The following is a 19,154-nucleotide window of genomic DNA, read 5'->3' on the forward strand; positions in this document are numbered from 1 at the left end:
GTCGTCCCGCCAGGCGGGACGGGCGGGTTCGGAGGGTGATCCGGCGCGCCCGTCCCGTGGCGCTTCGTCAGGCGAGCGGGCCGGTCACCCGCTCGACGGCCTCGATCAGCGCGCCGGAGGTGACCAGCGCGGCGGCGGCCTCCAGGTCCGGGGAGAGGAAGCGGTCGCGGCCGGGCCCGCCGACGCCGGCCCCGCGGGCGGCGGCGACCGCGGCGGCGGTCGCCGGGGCGAGCACCCCGGGCTGCTCGGCGGCCTGATCCCGTATCTCCAGCGCCCGTGCGGAGGCGACGAGTTCGACGGCCAGCACGCGGCCGAGGTTGGCCACTGCCTGGCGCAGCTTGCGGGCCGCGGACCAGCCCATCGAGACGTGGTCCTCCTGCATCGCCGAGGACGGGATGGAGTCCACCGAGGCGGGCACCGCGAGCCGCTTGTTCTCGCTGACCAGCGCGGCCTGGGTGTACTGGGCGATCATCAAGCCGGAGTCCACGCCCGGGTCGTCGGCGAGGAACGCGGGCAGGCCGTGCGAGCGGGCGTGGTCGAGCAACCGGTCGGTGCGGCGCTCGGAGATCGAGGCCAGGTCGGCGGCGGCGATCGCCAGGAAGTCCAGCACGTAGGCGACCGGCGCGCCGTGGAAGTTGCCGTTGGACTCGACCCGGCCGTCGGGCAGCACCACCGGGTTGTCGACGGACGCGGCGAGTTCCCGGTCGGCGACCAGCGCGGCGTGCGCCAGGGTGTCGCGGCCGGCGCCGGCCACCTGCGGGGCGCAGCGGATCGAGTAGGCGTCCTGGACCCGCGGCGCGTCGTCGCGGTGGTGGCCGGTGAGGCCGGAGCCGCGCAGCACGGCCAGCATGTTGGCGGCGGCGGCGGCCTGGCCGGGGTGCGGGCGGATCGGGGCGTGCAGCTCGGGGGCGAGCACCTTGTCGGTGCCGAGCAGCGCCTCCAGCGACATCGCGGCGGTGATGTCGGCGGTGGTGTACAGGCGCTGGAGGTCGGCGAGGGCCATCACCAGCATGCCGAGCATGCCGTCGGTGCCGTTGATGAGGGCCAGGCCCTCCTTCTCCAGCAGTTCGACGGGGGCGATGCCGGCGGTGGCGAGCAGTTCGGCGGCCGGCTTCTCCTGCCCGTCGGGGCCGAACGCGGTGCCCTCGCCCATCAGGACGAGCGCGCAGTGGGAGAGCGGGGCGAGGTCGCCGGAGCAGCCGAGCGAGCCGAACTCCCGGACGACGGGGGTGATGTGGGCGTTCAGCAGGGCGGCCATGGTCTCGGCGACCAGCGGGCGCACGCCGGTGCGGCCGGAGGCCAGCGTCTTCATCCGCAGGAACATCAGCGCCCGGACCACCTCGGTCTCCACCACCGGGCCCATGCCGGCGGCGTGCGAGCGCACCAGCGAACGCTGGAGCTGGGCCCGCAGTTCGGGGCTGATGTGACGCACCGCCAGCGCGCCGAAGCCGGTGGAGACCCCGTACACCGGGCGGGGTTCGGCGGCGAGGGCGTCGATCCGGGCCCGGGCGGCGGCCATCTCGGCGAGCGCGTCCGGCCCGAGCTCCACCTGCGCCCCGCCCCGGGCGACGGCGAGGACATCCTCGGCGCTGACGTCGGCCTTGCCGACCTGGACGACGACACTGTGCATATCCATATGCACATTCTCATCAGGTGAATGCGGATATGACAAGCAATCGGCGCCACGGCCCCCGGATGGTTGACTGGCCCGCGGAGGTGCGACAGGGATGGCACGGGCAACGGTACGGCGGCGAGTGGTGCGGCTGCGCGGCGACGAACGAGGGGCGCGGCCCGACAGCCTGGCGGCGGAGGAGCCGCTGGAGATCCGGGTCGGCGGCGAGGCGCTGACCGTCACGATGCGCACGCCCGGGCAGGACTTCGACCTGGTGGCGGGCTTCCTGGTCGGCGAGGGTCTGGTCGGCGCCACCGAGGAGCTCGCCGCGCTGCGCTACTGCGCCGGGACGGACGCGGACGGCGCCAACAGCTACAACGTGGTCGACGCCACCGTCCGCGGCGCCCGCCCGGCACTGTCCGCGCACCGCAACCTGCTGACCACCAGCGCCTGCGGCCTGTGCGGGCGCGACACCGTGGACGCGGTGCGCACCCGCAGCCGCTGGGACGTCTCCGCCGACCCGCTGACGCTCGACCCGGAGGTGCTGTACGCCCTGCCGGAGCGGCTGCGCGCCGCCCAGCGCACCTTCGAGTCCACCGGCGGCCTGCACGCCGCCGCGCTGTTCACCGCGGACGGCACCCTGCTGTGCGCCCGCGAGGACGTCGGGCGGCACAACGCGGTGGACAAGGTGGTCGGCTGGGCGCTGCGCGAGGGCCTGCTGCCGCTGCGCGGGCACGTCCTGCTGGTCTCCGGCCGGGCCTCCTTCGAGCTGACCCAGAAGGCGGCGCTGGCCGGGGTGCCGCTGCTGGCGGCGGTCTCCGCGCCGTCCTCGCTGGCCGTGGACCTGGCCGAGGAGCTCGGTCTCACCCTGGTCGGCTTCCTGCGCGGGCGCACCGCGAACGTCTACACCCGTGCGGACCGGATCGTCGCCGACCCGCACGGGTGAGGCCTCAGCGCGGCCAGAGGCTGGTGCGCCAGGAGTGCGGCCCGGGCGCGGGGACGGGACGGGGAGTGCGGCTGGTCCACGCGGTGGCCGGGCCGCTCGCGGAGGCCGCCCTGGCCCCGGCGGCGGCCCGGGCTTGGACCACCGCCAGGACGGTGGCCAGCTCCTCGGGGGTCGGCTGCCCGTGCAGCACCTGGATGGGAGTCATGTCGCGAGGTGAACCCTTCTGCTACAGCGGGATGTTGCCGTGCTTCTTCGGCGGCAGCGCCTCCCGCTTGCCGCGCAGCGCCCGCAGCCCGCGGACGATGTGCCTGCGGGTCTCGCTGGGCGCGATGACCGCGTCGACGTAGCCGCGCTCGGCGGCCAGGTACGGGTTGAGCAGGGTGTCCTCGTACGAGGCGAGCAGTTCGGCCCGGCGCTCCTCGCCGCGTCCCTCGGCCTCGGCGGCGGCGATCTCCCGGCGGTGCAGGATGTTGACGGCGCCCTGCGCGCCCATCACCGCGATCTGCGCGGTCGGCCAGGCCAGGTTGATGTCCGCGCCCAGGTGCTTGGAGCCCATCACGTCGTACGCGCCGCCGAACGCCTTGCGGGTGATCACGGTGATCAGCGGGACGGTGGCCTCCGCGTAGGCGAAGATCAGCTTCGCGCCGCGGCGGATGATGCCGTCCCACTCCTGGCCGGTGCCGGGCAGGAAGCCGGGCACGTCGACGAAGGTCAGCACCGGGATGTTGAACGCGTCGCAGGTGCGCACGAAGCGGGCGGCCTTCTCGCTGGCGGCGATGTCCAGGCAGCCGGCCAGGTCCATCGGCTGGTTGCCGACCACGCCCACCGGGTGGCCCTCGACCCGGCCGAAGCCGACCACGATGTTGCCCGCGTACAGCGGCTGGACCTCCAGGAAGTCCCCGTCGTCCAGCACGCGCTCGATCACGTGGCGGATGTCGTACGGCTGGTTCGCCGAGTCCGGGACGATGCTGTCGAGTTCGAGGTCCTCGTCGGTGATCGTCAGGTCGGCCTGCTCGGGGTAGGCCGGCGGGTCGCTCAGGTTGTTGGACGGCAGGTACGACAGCAGGCTCTTGACGTACTCGATGGCCTCCTTCTCGTCGGCGGCCAGGTAGTGCGCGTTGCCGGACTTGGTGTTGTGGGTGCGGGCGCCGCCCAGCTCCTCCATGTCCACGGTCTCGCCGGTGACGGTCTTGATCACGTCCGGGCCGGTGATGAACATGTGCGAGGTCTTGTCGGCCATCACCACGAAGTCGGTGACCGCCGGCGAGTACACCGCGCCGCCCGCGCACGGGCCCATGATCAGCGAGATCTGCGGGATCACACCCGAGGCGTGCACATTGCGGCGGAAGATCTCGCCGTACAGGCCGAGCGAGACCACGCCCTCCTGGATCCGGGCGCCGCCGGAGTCGTTGATGCCGATCATCGGGCAGCCGGTCTTCAGCGCGAAGTCCATCACCTTGACGATCTTCTCGCCGAACACCTCGCCCAGCGAACCGCCGAACACCGTGAAGTCCTGGGCGAACACCGCGATCTGGCGCCCGTCCACGGTGCCGTAGCCGGTGACCACGCCGTCGCCGTACGGCCGGTTCTTCTCCTGGCCGAAGTTGGTCGAACGGTGCCGGGCGAACTCGTCGAACTCCACGAACGAGTCCTCGTCCAGCAGTTCCAGGATCCGCTCGCGGGCCGTCAGCTTGCCCTTGGCGTGCTGCTTCTCGACCGCCGCGGCGGAACCGGAGTGCACCGCCTCGTCGATCCGCCGGCGCAGGTCGGCGAGCTTTCCGGCGGTGGTGTGCGGGTCGTGCGGTGCCTCGGCCATTGCGGTGGCTCTCCCTGCGTCCTCGGCCGCCGGCCCGGGGCGTGGAGGGTTACGGGCAGGGCGGCGCTGCGGTCTACCGTTGCGTAGCGTAGCCAGCCCGGGGGCCTGTGCGCCTATGGCCATCGACACATCGTGCCACTGCCCGGTTTGCGGGACGATAATGCGGCGTGCGGCCGTTGGCATCCCCGGCCGGTGCCGCGACCGGGACAAGCGCACGCGCAACGGCTGGTATTACTGGGGCATGGAGGAAGAGACGGCACGCTCCGCGATCGACACGTTCATCTCCGCGTTCAACGCCTCGGACGACAGCTATGTGACTGCCCTGCTCTCCCAGGCCCTGACCTCGGACGTGGTCTTCTGGGGGCCGCTGGGTCGCAGCGAAGGAATCGCGGCGGTCGAACGGTTCGTGCTGGACATCCGGCACCACCCGGCGGGGACCGGCACCATGGCACGCTGCTCGGCGGTGGACATGCCGGGCGAGTGGGCCCGGTACCAGTGGGTCTTCACCACCCCGGACGGAGGCCCCCGCCTGGCCGGAACGGACGTCGTCCACCTGCGGCGGAGCCTCATCGACCAGGTCATCGTCTTCGCGGGGGAGATCGAGCCGTCCGCCCCTTGAGCCGCCCCCGGCGGTCGAACGGACGCCACCGCGCATCCGACCGTCACGACCGCGGACCGGCGCGGTCGCCGCACTAGGGTGGGCCGGGTGAGCACACCCGAGAGCCCCCGCCCCCGCCGCTCCGGACTGCGCGGCTTCGGCCACGGCGGCCCGTCCCCGTGGACCGACCTGGACCGCCCCCCGCTCGACGAGGCGGCGCTGCGGCTCGACCTGCTGCGCCCCGGCGCGCTGTGGACCTCACTCGATGTGGTGAGCGAGACCGGCTCCACCAACTCCGACCTGGCTGCCCGCGCCAAGAACGGCGCACCCGAGGGCGCGGTGCTGATCGCCGAGTCGCAGAGCGCCGCCCGCGGCCGGCTCGACCGCCGCTGGACGGCGCCGCCCCGCTCCGGACTGTTCCTGTCGGTCCTGCTGCGCCCGCAAGGCGTGCCGATGGAACGCTACGGCTGGCTGCCGATCCTGATCGGCACCGCCGCCTCCGCCACCCTCGACCGGATCGCCGGCGTCCCCACCGGCCTGAAGTGGCCCAACGACCTGCAGGCCGAGACCGACGGGCAGGAACGCAAGCTCGGCGGCATCCTCACCGAACTCTCCGGCGGCGCCGTGATCGCCGGCCTCGGCCTGAACGTCTCACTGCGCCAAGCCGAACTGCCCGTCCCCACCGCCACCTCGCTCACCCTCGCGGGCGCCGAGACCACCGACCGGGCGACCCTGCTGCGCGCCCTGCTCCGCGAGTTCGCCGAGCTGTACGGCGAGTGGACGGCCGCCGCGGGCGACCCGCACGCCAGCGGACTGCTGCCCGCGTACACCGCCCGCTGCACCACCCTGAACCGCCCCGTGAAGGTCCAACTCCCCGGCGAACGCGAGCTGCTGGGCGACGCGGTGGCCATCGACGGCGACGGCCGGCTGGTGGTCCGCACCCCCGACGGCACCCGGCACGCCGTCGCCGCCGGCGACGTGGTGCACGTCCGCCCGCAGAGCTGACCGGCCCGGTCTCACCCTGCGGAACCCTCGGACCGGCTGCCGGGCGGATGCCCCGGATTACGCGATTCCGTGCGAACATTCCACCTGGCAGCGGTGTGAGGCTCGCCACTACCCCCTGCGGTGGTCGCGTACCCGAACCCCGAGGACGGCAAGACACAAGTGCGCGAACGCACGGGGACGGACCGGTGACAGACAACGGCGGCGCCACCACGGGCTCCGGCAACGGCGGCACTCCCGCCGACGCGCACGACGGGACGGACGAGACCACCGTCGCAACCGACCTGGAGCGGCTCATCCTCGACGCGCCGCGCAAGTACACCCCGTACCAGGCCGCGCGCGCCGCCGAAGTCCCGATGGACCTCGCCACCCGTTTCTGGCGCGCCATGGGCTTCCCCGACATCGGCCAGTCCCGCGCCCTCAACGACAACGACGTGATCGCGCTGCGCCGCCTGGCCGGCCTGATCGAGTCCGGGCTGCTCAGCGAACCCATGGCGATCCAGGTCGCCCGCTCCACCGGCCAGACCACCGCGAGGCTGGCCGGCTGGCAGATGGACACCTTCCTGGACAACCTCACCCAGCCCGTCGAACCCGGCCTCACCCGCTCCGACGTCGCCTACCCCCTGGTCGAACTGCTCCTCCCCGAGCTGGAACAGTTCCTGGTGTACGTCTGGCGCCGCCAGCTCGCCGCCGTCACCGGCCGGGTCGTCCAGGCCGCCGAGGACCACGAGACCACCTCCGGCCGCCTCGCCGTCGCCTTCGCCGACCTGGTCGGCTTCACCCGGCTCTCCCGCCGCCTGGAGGAAGAGGAACTCGGCGAACTCGTCGAAGGCTTCGAGAACACCTGCTCCGACCTGATCGCCGGCCAAGGCGGACGCGTCGTCAAGACCCTGGGCGACGAGATCCTCTTCGTCTCCGAGGACCCGGCCACCGTCGCCGAGATCGCCCTGTCCCTGGTCGAAACCCTCGCCAAGGAGGACAACATGCCCGCCCTGCGCGTCGGCATGGCCTTCGGCACCGTCACCTCCCGCATGGGCGACGTCTTCGGCACCACCGTCAACCTGGCCTCCCGCCTCACCTCCATCGCCCCCAAGGACGCCGTCCTGGTCGACGGGGAACTCGCGACGGCGCTGGAACACAACGGCTCCGCGACTCTTCCCGAGGGGCCCCCTGCACCCGGCCACCGCTTCCATCTCCAGCCCATGTGGCGCCGCCCGGTCCGCGGCCTCGGCCTGGTCGAACCCTGGCTCCTGACGCGCACGCCTACCGCCGCCGGCTGAGCAGGCAAGGAGAGCACAGCCAAGGGCGCGAGCGGGTGCGCAAACAGGGGCGCGGGGAACTGCGCGAAGGGGAACGCACCAAACCGCAAGATCGCGACGCAGGACAATGACCTGCACTTGATCGCGACCTTGCGGACGGGCTTTGCGCTTGTCGCGCAGTTCCCCGCGCCCCCGGTTTCGCGCCCGCCTGCATCTCGCACCTCCATCCCCCATTCCGCCGAAATCCCCCCATATCGCCATAGGCTGGAACGAACGGTCCTTGCGGGAGGGTATGTGGCGACGATGAGTGAGCAGGTTGCGGCGCCGGACTCGCGGTTGCAGGCGGTGGTGGAGCTCGCGCAGGCGATGGCCGGGGCGATGACGCCGCTGGAGGCGGTGCGCGCGGCGGCCGCGCGGGCGACGTCCGCGTTGGGGGCGACGATGGCGGCGGTCTCGGTGTGGGACCGCGAGTCGGGCCGGTTGCGGGTGCTGGTGAATCACGGGGAACTCGCGCCGGGCGAGGAGGAGCTGCCCGAGGACGAGTCGTACCCGGTCGCGGACTTCCCGGAGATCGTGACGTACCTGGAGGAGCACTGGACCACCGGCCGGCTCCCGAGGGCGTGGGTGCAGACGGCGGACGATCTGGGCCCGCACGCCGGGCACCCGCTCCCGGCCTCCGGCGCGTTCTGCCGCTCGCGCGCCGCAGGCTTGCGGCGGCGGGGCCGGGGCTGCTGCCTGGTCGCGCCGATCGTGCTGCACGGCCAGGCGTGGGGCGAGCTGTACCTGGCGCGCGGGATCGGGATGCCGGTGTTCACCGACGCCGACGCCGAGTACGCGACCCTGCTGGCCGCGCAGATCGCGGCGGGCCTCGCGCAGACCGAGCGGGTCGCCGATCTGCGCCGGCTGGCGTTCACGGACGCGCTGACCGGCCTGGCGAACCGTCGCGCGGTGGATGCCCGGCTGGAGGAGGCGTTGAAGGCGCACACCCGGGACGGCGTGGTGGTGTCGCTGGTGGTGTGCGACGTGAACGGGCTGAAACGGGTCAACGACCAGTTGGGCCACGAGATGGGCGACCGGCTGCTGGAGCGGTTCGCGCACCAGCTGTCGCTGTCGGCGGCGAAGCTGCCGGGCAGCCTCGCGGCGCGGCTCGGCGGGGACGAGTTCTGCCTGCTCACGGAGGGCCGGTCCGCGGACGAGGTGGTCGCGGTCGCGGAGGAACTGTGCGCCCGCGCACTGGAGTTGACGGACGGCGAGGGCGTGGCCTGCGGAATCGCCTCGACCGGGGACTCGATCGGCCCGGTGACCACGGCGGACCGGCTGTTCCGGCTGGCCGATGCCGCCCAGTACCGGGCGAAGGCCGCCCGGGCGGCCCACCCGGTGGTGGCGGGGCGGGCCCACGGGCCGGGATTCGCGCCGGACCCGGTGGTGCAGCTCGCGGACAGCCGGCGCGCACCGACCGGGCGGCCGAACGGCGACCGGCGACGGTTCCGGGGCTCGGCGCACAGCGCGGACCCGGGGCAGCTGCTGGCCGCGGTGCTGGCGGCGCTGGACCAGGGCGGAGTCCAGGGCGCGGTGACGCACCCGGCCGACACCCTGGGGCGGCTGTCGGTGGTCGCGGAGACCGCCTCGCGGCTGCTCAACGCCGTCGGCTGGTGGGTGTCGTACGTACCGCCGGGCTCCCCCCTGATGCGCACCGCCCGGCACGCCGTGTACCGGATGACGGGCGGCCCGGCCTCGGCGCGGGCCCGGACCCAGCGGGCCCAGATCGAGGCCCCGGACGCGGTGTTCGACCTGCGGCACTACCCACTGACCGGCAAGGCAGTGACCGGCGGCTCGTTCGCCCTGCGGGTCGGCGCCCCGGGCAACGACCCCTCGGAAGAGGCCGTCATGGTGGTCTCCGGCTACCGCGCGATGGTCGCAGCCGGCGGCGCGAACCCTGCGGGCGGCTGGCTCCTGGAACTCTTCGCCGACGAGTCCACCCTCCCCCTCGGCCAAATCGCCCCCGCCCTCCGCGCCCTGGTCGCGGTGGCCCTCTCGGGTCCGTGCTCCCCGCCACCGCCCTGACGCGAGTGGATGCGGCGAGGGGCGCGGGGGGACCTGCGGGGGTGCGACTTCAGGGGCGCGGGGCCCTGCGCGAAGCGGAAGGCCCCCGCAAGATCGCGGCGCCGGCAATGACTTGCCATTGATCGCGACCTGACCGTTGCGTCGGCGCTTGTCGCGCAGTTCCACGCGCCCCTGTCCTCGCCCTCACCTGCTCAGCGAGCGAACTTGCGTCCGAGCGCGAAGCTGCCCGGCCCGAGCGCAGCGATGAGCAGGAAGGCCCAGCAGAAGAGCACCGCGGGCTCGCCGCCGTTCTGGAGCGGGAAGAGCGCGTTCTGCTGGTGGACGGTGAAGTACGCGTAGGCCATCGAGCCGGAGGCGACCAGCGCGGCGGCCCGGGTTCCGATGCCGAGCAGGACGAGTGCGCCGCAGGCGAGTTGGATGACGGCGGCGTACCAGCCGGGCCAGCTGCCGGTGGGGACGGTGCCGCCGCCGTGCGCTCCGCCGAGGACGCCGAACAGGGAGGCGGCGCCGTGGCAGGCGAACAGCAGGCCGGTGACGGCCCGGTAGAGCGCGACGAAGTGCGGGCGGGCCGCGTCGGTGGCGGCTCTTGCGGTGGTGACGAGATCGGACATGGGACTCCTCAGCCGGAACCAGTGGGGTGGTCTGCTGTGCGTGCCCTGACCGGGAGTTGACCTGCCATGGGTTCGTGGGGGGAATTCGGCGCCCCGCACGGCGCCGATCATGAACCGGACAAGTCAGTGGCTCCATTGCAGGGGGCCGGAGGCCCGGCGTCAAGCGGGCGTCCGAACCATCGCCCGTCCCCGGACTGAGTACGGATACTCAGGCGCCGCGCCGCCCGCCCGTTGCAGGCTGAACGAATGCTCTGGTCAGACCCCCGCGACGAGCCGTCACCCGAGGCCCGCGAAGTGCAGCGCAGACTGCGCCGCACGGCGGTGGTGCTGGCGGCGCTGGCCATGATCGCCACGGTGCTGGTGCTGGCCCGGCACGGCTAGGCTGGGGCGCATGACCGCTCGCCGCCCGCTCGTTCTCGCGTCCGCCTCCCCCGCCCGGCTGGGCCTGTTGCGGCAGGCGGGCCTGGATCCGCAGGTGCGGGTGAGCGGGGTGGACGAGGACGCGCTGTCCGCGCCGACGCCCGGCGAGCTCGCGCTGGTGCTCGCGGTGGCGAAGGCCGGAAAGATCGCCGGCGAGCTGGCCGCCGAGCCCGGTGAGCCGCCGATCGTGATCGGCTGCGACTCGGTGCTGGAACTGGACGGCCAGGCGCTCGGCAAGCCCGCCGACGCCGACGAGGCGATCGCGCGCTGGCGGTCGATGCGCGGCCGCGCGGGCGTGCTGCGCACCGGCCACTGCGTGATCGACACCGCCACCGGTCGGCAGGCGCAGGCGACGGCCTCCACCACCGTCCGGTTCGGCACCCCGGACGACGCCGAGGTCGCCGCCTACGTCGCCTCCGGCGAACCGCTGCACGTGGCCGGGGCGTTCACCCTGGACGGCCGCTCCGCACCGTTCGTGGAGGGGATCGACGGCGACCCCGGCAATGTGATCGGCCTGTCGCTGCCACTGCTGCGCCACCTGCTCGCCGAGCTGGACGTGCGGATCACCGACCTCTGGGCCTGAGCGGACTGCTCAGCCCGCCGCGGGCGCGTGCTTGGCCAGGTAGGCCTGGACGTCGGGCAGGGCGCCGTCCTTGAGCAGCGGGGCGCCGTGGTTGCCGCCGGGGTAGATCTTCAGCTGCTTGTCCTCGGCCACCGAGGCCTCGTACAGCGCCTTGGCGTTGGCGTTGAACGGGGCGTCCAGTTCCTCGGCGGCGAAGTAGGTCGGGATCTTCACCGACGTGACCGCGAGCGCCGCGTTGAACTGGCTGAACACCTCGGGCGAGCTGAGCGAGACCACGGCCTTGACCGGCAGCGGGCTGTCCAGCTTGGCGGCGACCAGTGAGGCGGCGGCGCCCTTGGAGGCGCCGATCAGGGCGATGTTGGTGACGCCCTTCTCCTTGAGCTTTCCGGCGGCGGCCTTGATGCCCTCGGTGACGTCGCCCTCGGTGGTGAAGGCCAGCACGGCATACCCGGCCTTGGTGAAGTCGGCGAACACGGACGCCCATTCGCACAGCGAGCCGTTCAGCTGGTGGGAGAGGATCAGCCCGGTCCTCGCCCGGCCGGCGTCGGAGTCCTGGTAGTAGGCGTCCAGCTCGGTGCCGCCCGCGGTGCCCGCGTCGAGGGCGAAGGAACCCTTTGCCGCCTGCGCCTTCGTCAGGCAACCGTAGGTCGCGGCACTGGGCTCCGGCGTGGCCGCGGCCTTGGTCGAACTGCCGCTGCTGGAACAGGCGGTGAGCATCAGGGCGGCCGTGGTGAGTGCGACGGGCAGCATGGGACGCTTCACGATTCCCCCGTGAAATCTTCGGATTTGTGGTGGTGGCTGCGACGCTAGGGACAGCCCCGGAACCGGTCAATGGTCTGAACCATTCCGTTATGTCGGCCGGCGAAGAGAGTGACCGGATTCCGGTTCGCAAGGTGCGGAATCGGACAGAACCGGGGCCGTACATCTGTTGCACAGTTCCACCCCTTGGGCGGGTGGGCCGCCGTTAGGCTGGCGAGCCGGACCGGAAAGGGGCGTTGGGAAGCGGAAAATGACCGATGGTGTGCTCAACGTCGTGCTGGGACTGGTCGCTTCGGCGATCAGCGCCGGCCTGGGCTGGCTGGCGCAGACGGTGCGCCGCCGGCGCCGGCTGGAGCGGGAGCGCGCGTTCTTCGGGCTGCAGTCCGGCGGCGAGGCGCTGCTGGTCGCCAACCGGCAGGTCTCCTCGGCCGATCCGCACAGCGTGGCCCGTGACGACGTGTACGCGCTGATGGAACTGGCCGCACTGGTCCGCGAGTGCGGGGCCCGGCCGGTACTGACCTCGCACGACGAGGTGCGTCAGGGGCTGGGCGACAAGCCCGAGTTCTGCGTGGGCGGTCCGGAGAGCAACGGGCGGACGGGTGCGCATCTGGCGTCCTGGCTGCCCGGCGCGGTGTTCGTCGCCCCGCCGGACGGCGCCGGGCATCCGGTGCGCACGCTGCTGGTCGGGGAGCGTGAGTTCGCGTTCCGGACGCCCGCCGAGCAGCCGGGCGGGACGGCGTACGTGCTGCTGGCCCGAATACACCTGCGGCCGGGCAGCCGGCCGGTGTTCCTGATCGCCGGTCAGACCGCGGTCTCCAACCACGCGGCGGTGCGCTACCTGGCCGCCCACCACCGCTCGCTGGCCCGCCGGCACGGCCCGGACGGGGCGTTCGCGGTGGTGCTGCGGGTGGTCAACGCCCGGGCGTACGGCCCGGACGTGGTCGAGTTCGAGGCGGACGTGACCGCCGAGGCGACCGCCCCGCCGCAGTCGGCGGCCGCTTGAACCATGCTCCGGTGTGGCTGAGGCCACCCGGTCCACCATATTTTTCCGCGCGGCACCGAGCGACACCCGAGCGGCCCCCGCGCGCCCCGCGACCTGCGGCGCGTCGCCAACCGCCGCCGTCCGTACGGAAGTCGGGAAACCCGAGCGTGTGAGCACGCTCACCACCAGGGACTACTCGCCGGTAGCGCCCTCCAATCCATAGACTCGACGAGGTTCGAGAAGGGAGCCACAGTGCGCAAGGTGCTCATCGCCAATCGCGGCGAAATCGCTGTCCGCGTCGCCCGGGCGTGCCGGGATGCCGGTATCGCGAGTGTCGCCGTGTATGCCGAGCCGGACCGGGACGCGCTGCACGTGCGGGCGGCCGACGAGGCGTACGCGCTGGGCGGCGACACCCCCGCGAGCAGCTACCTGGACATCGCGAAGGTCCTGAAGGCGGCCGCCGATTCGGGCGCGGACGCGATCCACCCCGGCTACGGCTTCCTGTCCGAGAACGCCGAGTTCGCGCAGGCCGTGATCGACGCCGGCCTGACCTGGATCGGCCCGCCGCCGCAGGCGATCCGCGACCTGGGCGACAAGGTCACCGCCCGGCACGTGGCGCAGCGCGCGGGCGCCCCGCTGGTGGCGGGTACCGCCGACCCGGTGTCGGGTGCCGAGGAGGTGGTCGCGTTCGCGTCGGAGCACGGCCTGCCGGTCGCCATCAAGGCGGCGTTCGGCGGCGGCGGCCGCGGCCTGAAGGTCGCCCGCACGCTGGAGGAGATCCCGGAGCTGTACGAGTCGGCGGTGCGCGAGGCGGTGGCCGCGTTCGGCCGCGGCGAGTGCTTCGTCGAGCAGTACCTGGACAAGCCGCGGCACGTGGAGACCCAGTGCCTGGCCGACCAGCACGGCAACGTGGTGGTCGTCTCGACCCGTGACTGTTCGCTGCAGCGCCGCCACCAGAAGCTGGTCGAGGAGGCCCCCGCGCCGTTCCTGACGGCCGAGCAGAACGCGGAGCTGTACCGGGCGTCCAAGGCGATCCTGCGCGAGGCGGGCTACGTCGGCGCCGGCACCTGCGAGTTCCTGGTCTCCCAGGACGGCCTGATCTCCTTCCTGGAGGTCAACACCCGCCTCCAGGTCGAGCACCCGGTGTCCGAGGAGGTCACCGGCATCGACCTGGTCCGCGAGATGTTCCGGATCGCCGACGGCGAGGAGCTCGGCTACGACGACCCGGAGGTCCGCGGCCACTCCTTCGAGTTCCGGATCAACGGCGAGGACCCGGGCCGCAACTTCCTGCCCGCGCCCGGCACCGTGACGCTGTTCGCCCCGCCGTCCGGCCCGGGCGTGCGCCTGGACGCCGGCGTGGAGTCCGGCTCGGTCATCGGCCCGGCCTGGGACTCGCTGCTGGCCAAGCTGATCGTCACCGGCACCGACCGCAAGCAGGCCCTGCAGCGTGCCAAGCGCGCCCTGGAGGAGTTCAAGGTGGAGGGCATGGCCACCGCCATCCCGTTCCACCAGGCCGTGGTCACCGACCCGGCGTTCGCCCCCGAGGTGCACGGCTCCGAGGGCCCGTTCCAGGTCTACACCCGCTGGATCGAGACCGAGTTCGACAACACCATCCCGGCGTTCACCGGCGCCGGCGGCGACGGCGAGGAGCCCGAGGGCCGCGAGACCGTGGTGGTCGAGGTCGGCGGCAAGCGCATCGAGGTGTCGCTGCCGTCCTCGCTGGGCGTCGCCTCGGCCCCGGCCGCCGGCGCGGGCAAGGCGAAGCGCCGGGTGGGTGCCAAGAAGGCCGCCTCCGCGGTCTCCGGCGACACCCTGGCCTCGCCGATGCAGGGCACCATCGTCAAGGTCGCCGTCGAGGAGGGCCAGGTGGTCGCCGAGGGCGAGCTGATCGTGGTCCTGGAGGCGATGAAGATGGAGCAGCCGCTGAACGCCCACAAGGCGGGCACCGTGGTCGGCCTGAAGGCCGAGGTCGGCCAGTCGGTCTCCAGTGGCGCCGCGCTCTGCGAGATCAAGGACGTCTGATCCGTCCAGGAGGGCGGCGGGAGTTCACGAACTCCCGCCGCCCTTCGGCATGTTCGGCCGCTCGGCCGCGTCCGGCGCCGACTCCCCGGCTCGACCGGCGCGGTGCGGACGGCCCGCTGCCCCCAGGTCGCGGGGCCGCACCCGCCGGTCGAGCCGTTCACTCACTGCGTCGATGGGGCCGGACGCTACGAGCGGGGCGGTCCGGGCGGCCGGAGCGCGGTGGCCGCCCGGCCGGAAGCGGTCAGCGGATGCGCTCGGCGAGCCGAGTGGCGACCGGCAGCGGCCCGTGCGGGGCAGGACGGCGCTGGCCGGGCAGCGGGGTGCCGGGGGCCAGGCCGGGCGGCGGGACGGGACGGCGCGGCACCGCCGGGGACGGCTGCGGATGCGCCGCCGAGGCCTCGGCGAGCAGCCCGAGCGCGGCCACCGAGACCTGCACCCCCCGGTCGGCGAGCGCGTCGAGTTCGCGGGCCGTCAGCTCCTCGGCGGCGGTGTGCTCGTCGGTGACCAGCCGGGTGATCCCGTCGGTGGCGACGGTCTGGAACATGCTGTCCGCGCCGAGCTTGGTGTGGTCGGCGAGGACGATCACCTCGTTGGCGGACTGCACCAGGGCCCGGTCGACGCTGGCGGAGAGCATGTTGGCGGTGGACAGGCCGCGCTCGGCGGTCAGCCCGCTGCCGGAGATGAAGGCCTTGGTGACCCGCAGCCCGGCCAGCGACTGTTCGGCGCCGCTGCCCACCAGCGCGTAGTTGGAGCCGCGCAGGGTGCCGCCCGTCATCACCACCTCGACGCGGTTGGCGTGCGCCAGCGCCTGGGCGACCAGCAGCGAGTTGGTGACCACCGTCAGCCCGGGCACCCGGGCGAGCCGGCGGGCCAGTTCCTGGGTGGTGGTGCCGGCGCCGACCACGATGGCGTCGCCCTCCTCGACCAGGCCCGCGGCGAGATCGGCGATGACGCTCTTCTCGGCCGCGGCGAGGTGGGTTTTCTGCGGATAGCCGGGCTCCCGGCTGAAGCCGCCGGGGAGCACCGCGCCGCCGTGCCGGCGGTCGAGCAGCCCTTCGGCCTCCAGCGCCCGGACGTCCCGGCGGACGGTGACTTCGGAGGTCTGGACGACGCGGGCCAGCTCTCGGAGCGACACGGCTCCGTTGGCGCGCACCATCTCAAGGATCAACTGGCGACGTTCTGCAGCAAACACAGAACCGACGGTAACCCGAGTGACCGTCTGCTTTCAGGCGTTTGCACCTGGTAACTGGATTTGCTCACCTGGGAGCGGCGCACGACCGTACAATGCGCGCTCCGCCGGGCGGGTGAGCCGGGCGGCGTGCGCCCGGCTCGGCCCGAACGAGCCGGTGGAGCCTCAGGAACCGGCGCCCTCGCGCTTGCGAATGTGCAGCTGACGGGCCGCCTCGGCGGTGGAGCCGGACAGCGACGGGTAGACGGTGAAGGTGTTGGCCACCTGCTCGACCGTCAGGTTGTTGTCCACCGCCAGCGAGATGGAGTGGATCAGCTCGGAGGCGCGCGGCGCGACCACCACACCGCCCACCACGATGCCGGTGCCGGGGCGGGCGAACAGCTTCACGAAGCCGTCCCGGATGCCCTGCATCTTGGCCCGCGGGTTGCCGCGCAACGGGAGCTTGATCTCGACCGCGTCCATCTTTCCGCAGGACACGTCGGCGTGGGTGTAGCCGACGGTGGCGATCTCCGGGTCGGTGAACACGTTGGACGCCACGGTCTTCAGGTTCAGCGGCTGCACCGCGTCGCCGAGCGCGTGGTACATGGCGATCCGGCCCTGCATGGCGGCCACCGAGGCCAGCATGAACACGCCGGTGCAGTCACCGGCCGCGTACACGCCGGGGGCGGAGGTGCGGGAGACCCGGTCCACCTTGATCTGGCCCCAGTCGTTGACCGCGACGCCGGCCTCCTCCAGGCCCAGGTCCGCGGTGTTGGGGATGGAGCCGACCGCCATCAGACAGTGCGTACCGGTGATCACCTTGCCGTCGGACAGCGTCACCTCGACCCGGTCGCCGATCCGCTTGGCGCTCTCCGCCCGGCTGCGGCTCATCACGTTCATGCCCCGGCGACGGAACACGTCCTCCAACACCTCGGCGGCGTCCGGGTCCTCGCCCGGCAGCACCCGGTCGCGCGAGGAGACCAGCGTGACGTTCGAGCCCAGCGCCTGGTAGGCACCGGCGAACTCGGCGCCGGTGACGCCGGAGCCGACCACGATCAGCTCGCGCGGCAGCTCCTCCAGGTCGTACACCTGCGTCCAGGCCAGGATCCGCTCGCCGTCCGGCTGGGCGTCGGGGAGTTCGCGCGGGCGCACGCCGGTGGCGATCAGCACCGCGTCGGCCCGCAGCACCTCCACGCTGCCGTCGGCGTGGTCGACCAGCACCTCGCGGGAGCCGTCGATGGCCTGCCCGCCGCCGCCCAGCCGGCCGCGGCCGCGCAGCACGGTGACGCCGGCCCGGGTCACGGCCTGGGTGATGTCGTGCGACTGGGCGATCGCCAGCCGCTTCACCCGTCGGTTCACCTTGCCGAGGTCCACCCCGACCACCCGGGCCGGGTCGGCGGCGTCCGGCGTGCCGTCCGCGACCAGGATGCCGAGTTCCTCGTACGAGCTGTCGAAGGTAGTCATCACCTCGGCGGTGGCGATCAGCGTCTTGGACGGCACGCAGTCCGTCAGCACCGCCGATCCGCCCAGACCGTCGCGATCGACGACGGTCACCTCCGCGCCGAGCTGGGCGGCCACGAGGGCCGCCTCGTATCCGCCTGGTCCGCCACCGATGATCACGATCCGAGTCACGTGCTCCATTGTCCCGCACCCCGGAACGGATTCCACGCCGGGGCCGTTGTTGACGACCCTTGCGCCCGGGCCGATCCCCCGGGTAGGGACGCGGGCCGCCGGCGGGCCGCTCCCGTAGGCTGGCGGTCATGTCGCTCTATGCCGCCTACGCCACCAACCTCGACGCCCGGCAGATGAGCCGCCGCGCCCCGCACTCCCCGCTGCGCGGCTCCGGCTGGCTGCCCGGCTGGCGGCTGACCTTCGGCGGCGAGCAGCTGGGCTGGGAGGGCTCGCTGGCCACCGTGGTGGAGGACGAGAAGGAGCAGGTCTTCGTCTCGCTGTACGACGTCGCCCCGATGGACGAGGACGGCCTGGACCGCTGGGAGGGCGTGCAGCTCGGCATCTACCGCAAGGTGAAGCTGCGCGCGCAGACCCTGGACGGTGAAGTCGCGGTGTGGACGTACGTGCTGAACGACTACGAGGGCGGCCTGCCCGCCGCCCGCTACCTCGGCCTGATCGCGGACGCCGCGGAGAGCGCCGGCGCCCCCGACGACTACGTGCTGGACCTGCGCCACCGCCCCTGCTGACCGCGCCTCCGCGGCTGCCCCGGCCGGGAGCTCGGCCGACGCAACCTCCACTGCCCGCTGCGCCGGGCCGGGACGAATACTGGCGTTCCGTGCATTCCGGGTAACGATCCGGCATGGCTCGGGCCAGTTGTCTACGCGCGTAGGCAGATGTGACCTATCCTCGACCCCGTGAACGCATCTCCTCAGACGGTCGTCTCCGCCGACCCCTACGCCGCCGCCCGGGAAGCCGCCGACCGGCTGCGCGAACTCACCGGCGCCGAACGCCACGACGTCGCCCTGGTGATGGGCTCCGGCTGGGTGCCGGCCGCCGATGCCCTCGGTGAGACGCTCGCCGAGTTCCCGGTCACCGAGCTGCCCGGCTTCCCCGCCCCCGCGGTGGCCGGCCACGCCGGCACCATCCGCTCGGTGCGGATGCCCGGCGACGGCGAGCGCCGGGCGCTGGTCTTCCTCGGCCGCAACCACTACTACGAGGGCCACGGCGTGGCCACCGTGGTGCACGGCGTGCGCACCGCCGCCGCGGCGGGCTGCAAGACCATCGTGCTCACCAACGGCTGCGGCGGCCTGCGCCAGGGCTGGACGCCCGGCCAGCCGGTGCTGATCAGCGACCACATCAACCTGACCGCGGACTCCCCGATCGTCGGCGCCAACTTCGTCGACCTCACCGACCTGTACTCCAAGCGCCTGCGCGCGCTGTGCCGCGAGGTCGACCCGTCGCTGGACGAGGCCGTGTACGTGCAGTTCCGCGGCCCGCACTACGAGACCCCGGCCGAGGTCAACATGGCCCGGGTGCTCGGCGGCGAACTGGTCGGCATGTCCACCACCCTGGAGGCCATCGCCGCCCGCGAGGCCGGCGCCGAGGTGCTCGGCATCTCGCTGGTCACCAACCTGGCCGCGGGCATCACCGGCGAGCCGCTCAACCACGCCGAGGTGCTGGAGGCCGGCAAGGCCTCCGCCGAACGGATGGGCGCCCTGCTGGCGAAGGTCCTGGAGCGCATCTGACACCCCGCCCGGGAGACAACTCCCGGACAGCGCAGCACCTCTGACAGAGAATCGGCGCAGGACGGCGGCCATCGGCAGGTTCGGTGGCCGCCTCGCTCAGTTCGCCGCAGCACTG

Annotated in this window: 18 protein-coding genes; 11 read left to right on the plus strand and 7 right to left on the minus strand. The window is 73.0% G+C overall.

What is annotated here, in order from left to right:
* Positions 1-67: 67 nt before the first annotated feature.
* A complete protein-coding gene (gene hutH / locus ACFV18_RS25760) occupies positions 68-1,636 on the minus strand; it encodes a histidine ammonia-lyase (protein WP_380487019.1) in 1,569 nt (522 codons plus the stop codon).
* Positions 1,637-1,727: 91 nt separating this feature from the next.
* On the opposite strand from hutH, the gene fdhD reads away from it, so the two are divergent.
* Positions 1,728-2,558, plus strand: a complete 831-nt coding sequence (gene fdhD, locus ACFV18_RS25765) for a formate dehydrogenase accessory sulfurtransferase FdhD (RefSeq protein WP_380487020.1) — start codon at positions 1,728-1,730, stop codon at positions 2,556-2,558.
* Positions 2,559-2,562: 4 nt separating this feature from the next.
* Here fdhD and ACFV18_RS25770 read toward each other — a convergent pair whose 3' ends face one another.
* Both ACFV18_RS25770 and ACFV18_RS25775 read right to left on the minus strand, forming a co-directional pair.
* Positions 2,563-2,763, minus strand: coding sequence for an acyl-CoA carboxylase subunit epsilon (locus ACFV18_RS25770; protein ID WP_380487022.1), 201 nt, complete (start codon positions 2,761-2,763; stop codon positions 2,563-2,565).
* 21 nt (positions 2,764-2,784) lie between these two features.
* Positions 2,785-4,374 carry an acyl-CoA carboxylase subunit beta gene (locus ACFV18_RS25775; protein WP_380487024.1) on the minus strand — a complete coding sequence of 530 codons (1,590 nt, stop codon included), beginning with the start codon at positions 4,372-4,374 and terminating at the stop codon, positions 2,785-2,787.
* 241 nt (positions 4,375-4,615) lie between these two features.
* On the opposite strand from ACFV18_RS25775, the gene ACFV18_RS25780 reads away from it, so the two are divergent.
* From ACFV18_RS25780 to ACFV18_RS25795, 4 genes are all read left to right on the plus strand, one after another.
* A complete protein-coding gene (locus ACFV18_RS25780) occupies positions 4,616-4,993 on the plus strand; it encodes a nuclear transport factor 2 family protein (RefSeq protein WP_380487025.1) in 378 nt (125 codons plus the stop codon).
* Between the two features lie 87 nt (positions 4,994-5,080).
* Positions 5,081-5,977: a biotin--[acetyl-CoA-carboxylase] ligase gene (locus ACFV18_RS25785; protein ID WP_380487027.1), complete on the plus strand. Its 897-nt coding sequence runs from the start codon at positions 5,081-5,083 to the stop codon at positions 5,975-5,977.
* A 185-nt stretch (positions 5,978-6,162) separates the two neighbouring features.
* Positions 6,163-7,254, plus strand: coding sequence for an adenylate/guanylate cyclase domain-containing protein (locus ACFV18_RS25790; RefSeq protein ID WP_380487029.1), 1,092 nt, complete (start codon positions 6,163-6,165; stop codon positions 7,252-7,254).
* Positions 7,255-7,536: 282 nt separating this feature from the next.
* Positions 7,537-9,297, plus strand: a complete 1,761-nt coding sequence (locus ACFV18_RS25795) for a diguanylate cyclase domain-containing protein (protein ID WP_380487031.1) — start codon at positions 7,537-7,539, stop codon at positions 9,295-9,297.
* A gap of 191 nt (positions 9,298-9,488) precedes the next feature.
* On the opposite strand, the gene ACFV18_RS25800 is transcribed toward ACFV18_RS25795, so the two are convergent.
* The gene (locus tag ACFV18_RS25800) at positions 9,489-9,908 is read right to left on the minus strand and encodes a DoxX family protein (protein ID WP_380487033.1); all 420 of its coding nucleotides are present in this window, start codon (positions 9,906-9,908) and stop codon (positions 9,489-9,491) included.
* Positions 9,909-10,154: 246 nt separating this feature from the next.
* Between ACFV18_RS25800 and mmpB the strand changes: the two genes are divergently transcribed.
* Both mmpB and ACFV18_RS25810 read left to right on the plus strand, forming a co-directional pair.
* Positions 10,155-10,289, plus strand: a complete 135-nt coding sequence (gene mmpB / locus ACFV18_RS25805; RefSeq protein WP_380487035.1) for a morphogenic membrane protein MmpB — start codon at positions 10,155-10,157, stop codon at positions 10,287-10,289.
* A 10-nt stretch (positions 10,290-10,299) separates the two neighbouring features.
* Positions 10,300-10,911, plus strand: coding sequence for a Maf family protein (locus ACFV18_RS25810; protein WP_380487037.1), 612 nt, complete (start codon positions 10,300-10,302; stop codon positions 10,909-10,911).
* A gap of 9 nt (positions 10,912-10,920) precedes the next feature.
* Here the strand turns inward: ACFV18_RS25810 and ACFV18_RS25815 are convergent, their stop codons facing one another.
* Entirely contained in the window at positions 10,921-11,673 is a 753-nt protein-coding gene (locus tag ACFV18_RS25815; protein WP_380487039.1) for a hypothetical protein, read from the minus strand.
* Positions 11,674-11,920: 247 nt separating this feature from the next.
* Between ACFV18_RS25815 and ACFV18_RS25820 the strand changes: the two genes are divergently transcribed.
* Together ACFV18_RS25820 and ACFV18_RS25825 are read left to right on the plus strand one after the other, a co-directional pair.
* A complete protein-coding gene (locus ACFV18_RS25820; protein ID WP_380487041.1) occupies positions 11,921-12,673 on the plus strand; it encodes a hypothetical protein in 753 nt (250 codons plus the stop codon).
* A 231-nt stretch (positions 12,674-12,904) separates the two neighbouring features.
* Positions 12,905-14,674 carry an acetyl/propionyl/methylcrotonyl-CoA carboxylase subunit alpha gene (locus tag ACFV18_RS25825; RefSeq protein WP_380487043.1) on the plus strand — a complete coding sequence of 590 codons (1,770 nt, stop codon included), beginning with the start codon at positions 12,905-12,907 and terminating at the stop codon, positions 14,672-14,674.
* Between the two features lie 241 nt (positions 14,675-14,915).
* On the opposite strand, the gene ACFV18_RS25830 is transcribed toward ACFV18_RS25825, so the two are convergent.
* Together ACFV18_RS25830 and ACFV18_RS25835 are read right to left on the minus strand one after the other, a co-directional pair.
* Positions 14,916-15,830: a DeoR/GlpR family DNA-binding transcription regulator gene (locus ACFV18_RS25830; protein ID WP_380487146.1), complete on the minus strand. Its 915-nt coding sequence runs from the start codon at positions 15,828-15,830 to the stop codon at positions 14,916-14,918.
* 198 nt (positions 15,831-16,028) lie between these two features.
* Positions 16,029-17,483, minus strand: a complete 1,455-nt coding sequence (locus ACFV18_RS25835; protein ID WP_380487045.1) for an NAD(P)H-quinone dehydrogenase — start codon at positions 17,481-17,483, stop codon at positions 16,029-16,031.
* Positions 17,484-17,602: 119 nt separating this feature from the next.
* Between ACFV18_RS25835 and ACFV18_RS25840 the strand changes: the two genes are divergently transcribed.
* Both ACFV18_RS25840 and ACFV18_RS25845 read left to right on the plus strand, forming a co-directional pair.
* Positions 17,603-18,040, plus strand: coding sequence for a gamma-glutamylcyclotransferase (locus ACFV18_RS25840; protein WP_100587284.1), 438 nt, complete (start codon positions 17,603-17,605; stop codon positions 18,038-18,040).
* Positions 18,041-18,208: 168 nt separating this feature from the next.
* Positions 18,209-19,039 (plus strand): purine-nucleoside phosphorylase, encoded by an 831-nt coding sequence (locus tag ACFV18_RS25845; protein WP_380487047.1) that lies wholly within the window; start codon positions 18,209-18,211, stop codon positions 19,037-19,039.
* The last annotated feature ends 115 nt before the right edge of the window (positions 19,040-19,154 follow it).

Origin of the sequence: Kitasatospora sp. NPDC059673, from assembly GCF_042734215.1 — a bacterium.
In the GTDB taxonomy this organism is placed as follows: Bacteria; Actinomycetota; Actinomycetes; order Streptomycetales; family Streptomycetaceae; genus Kitasatospora.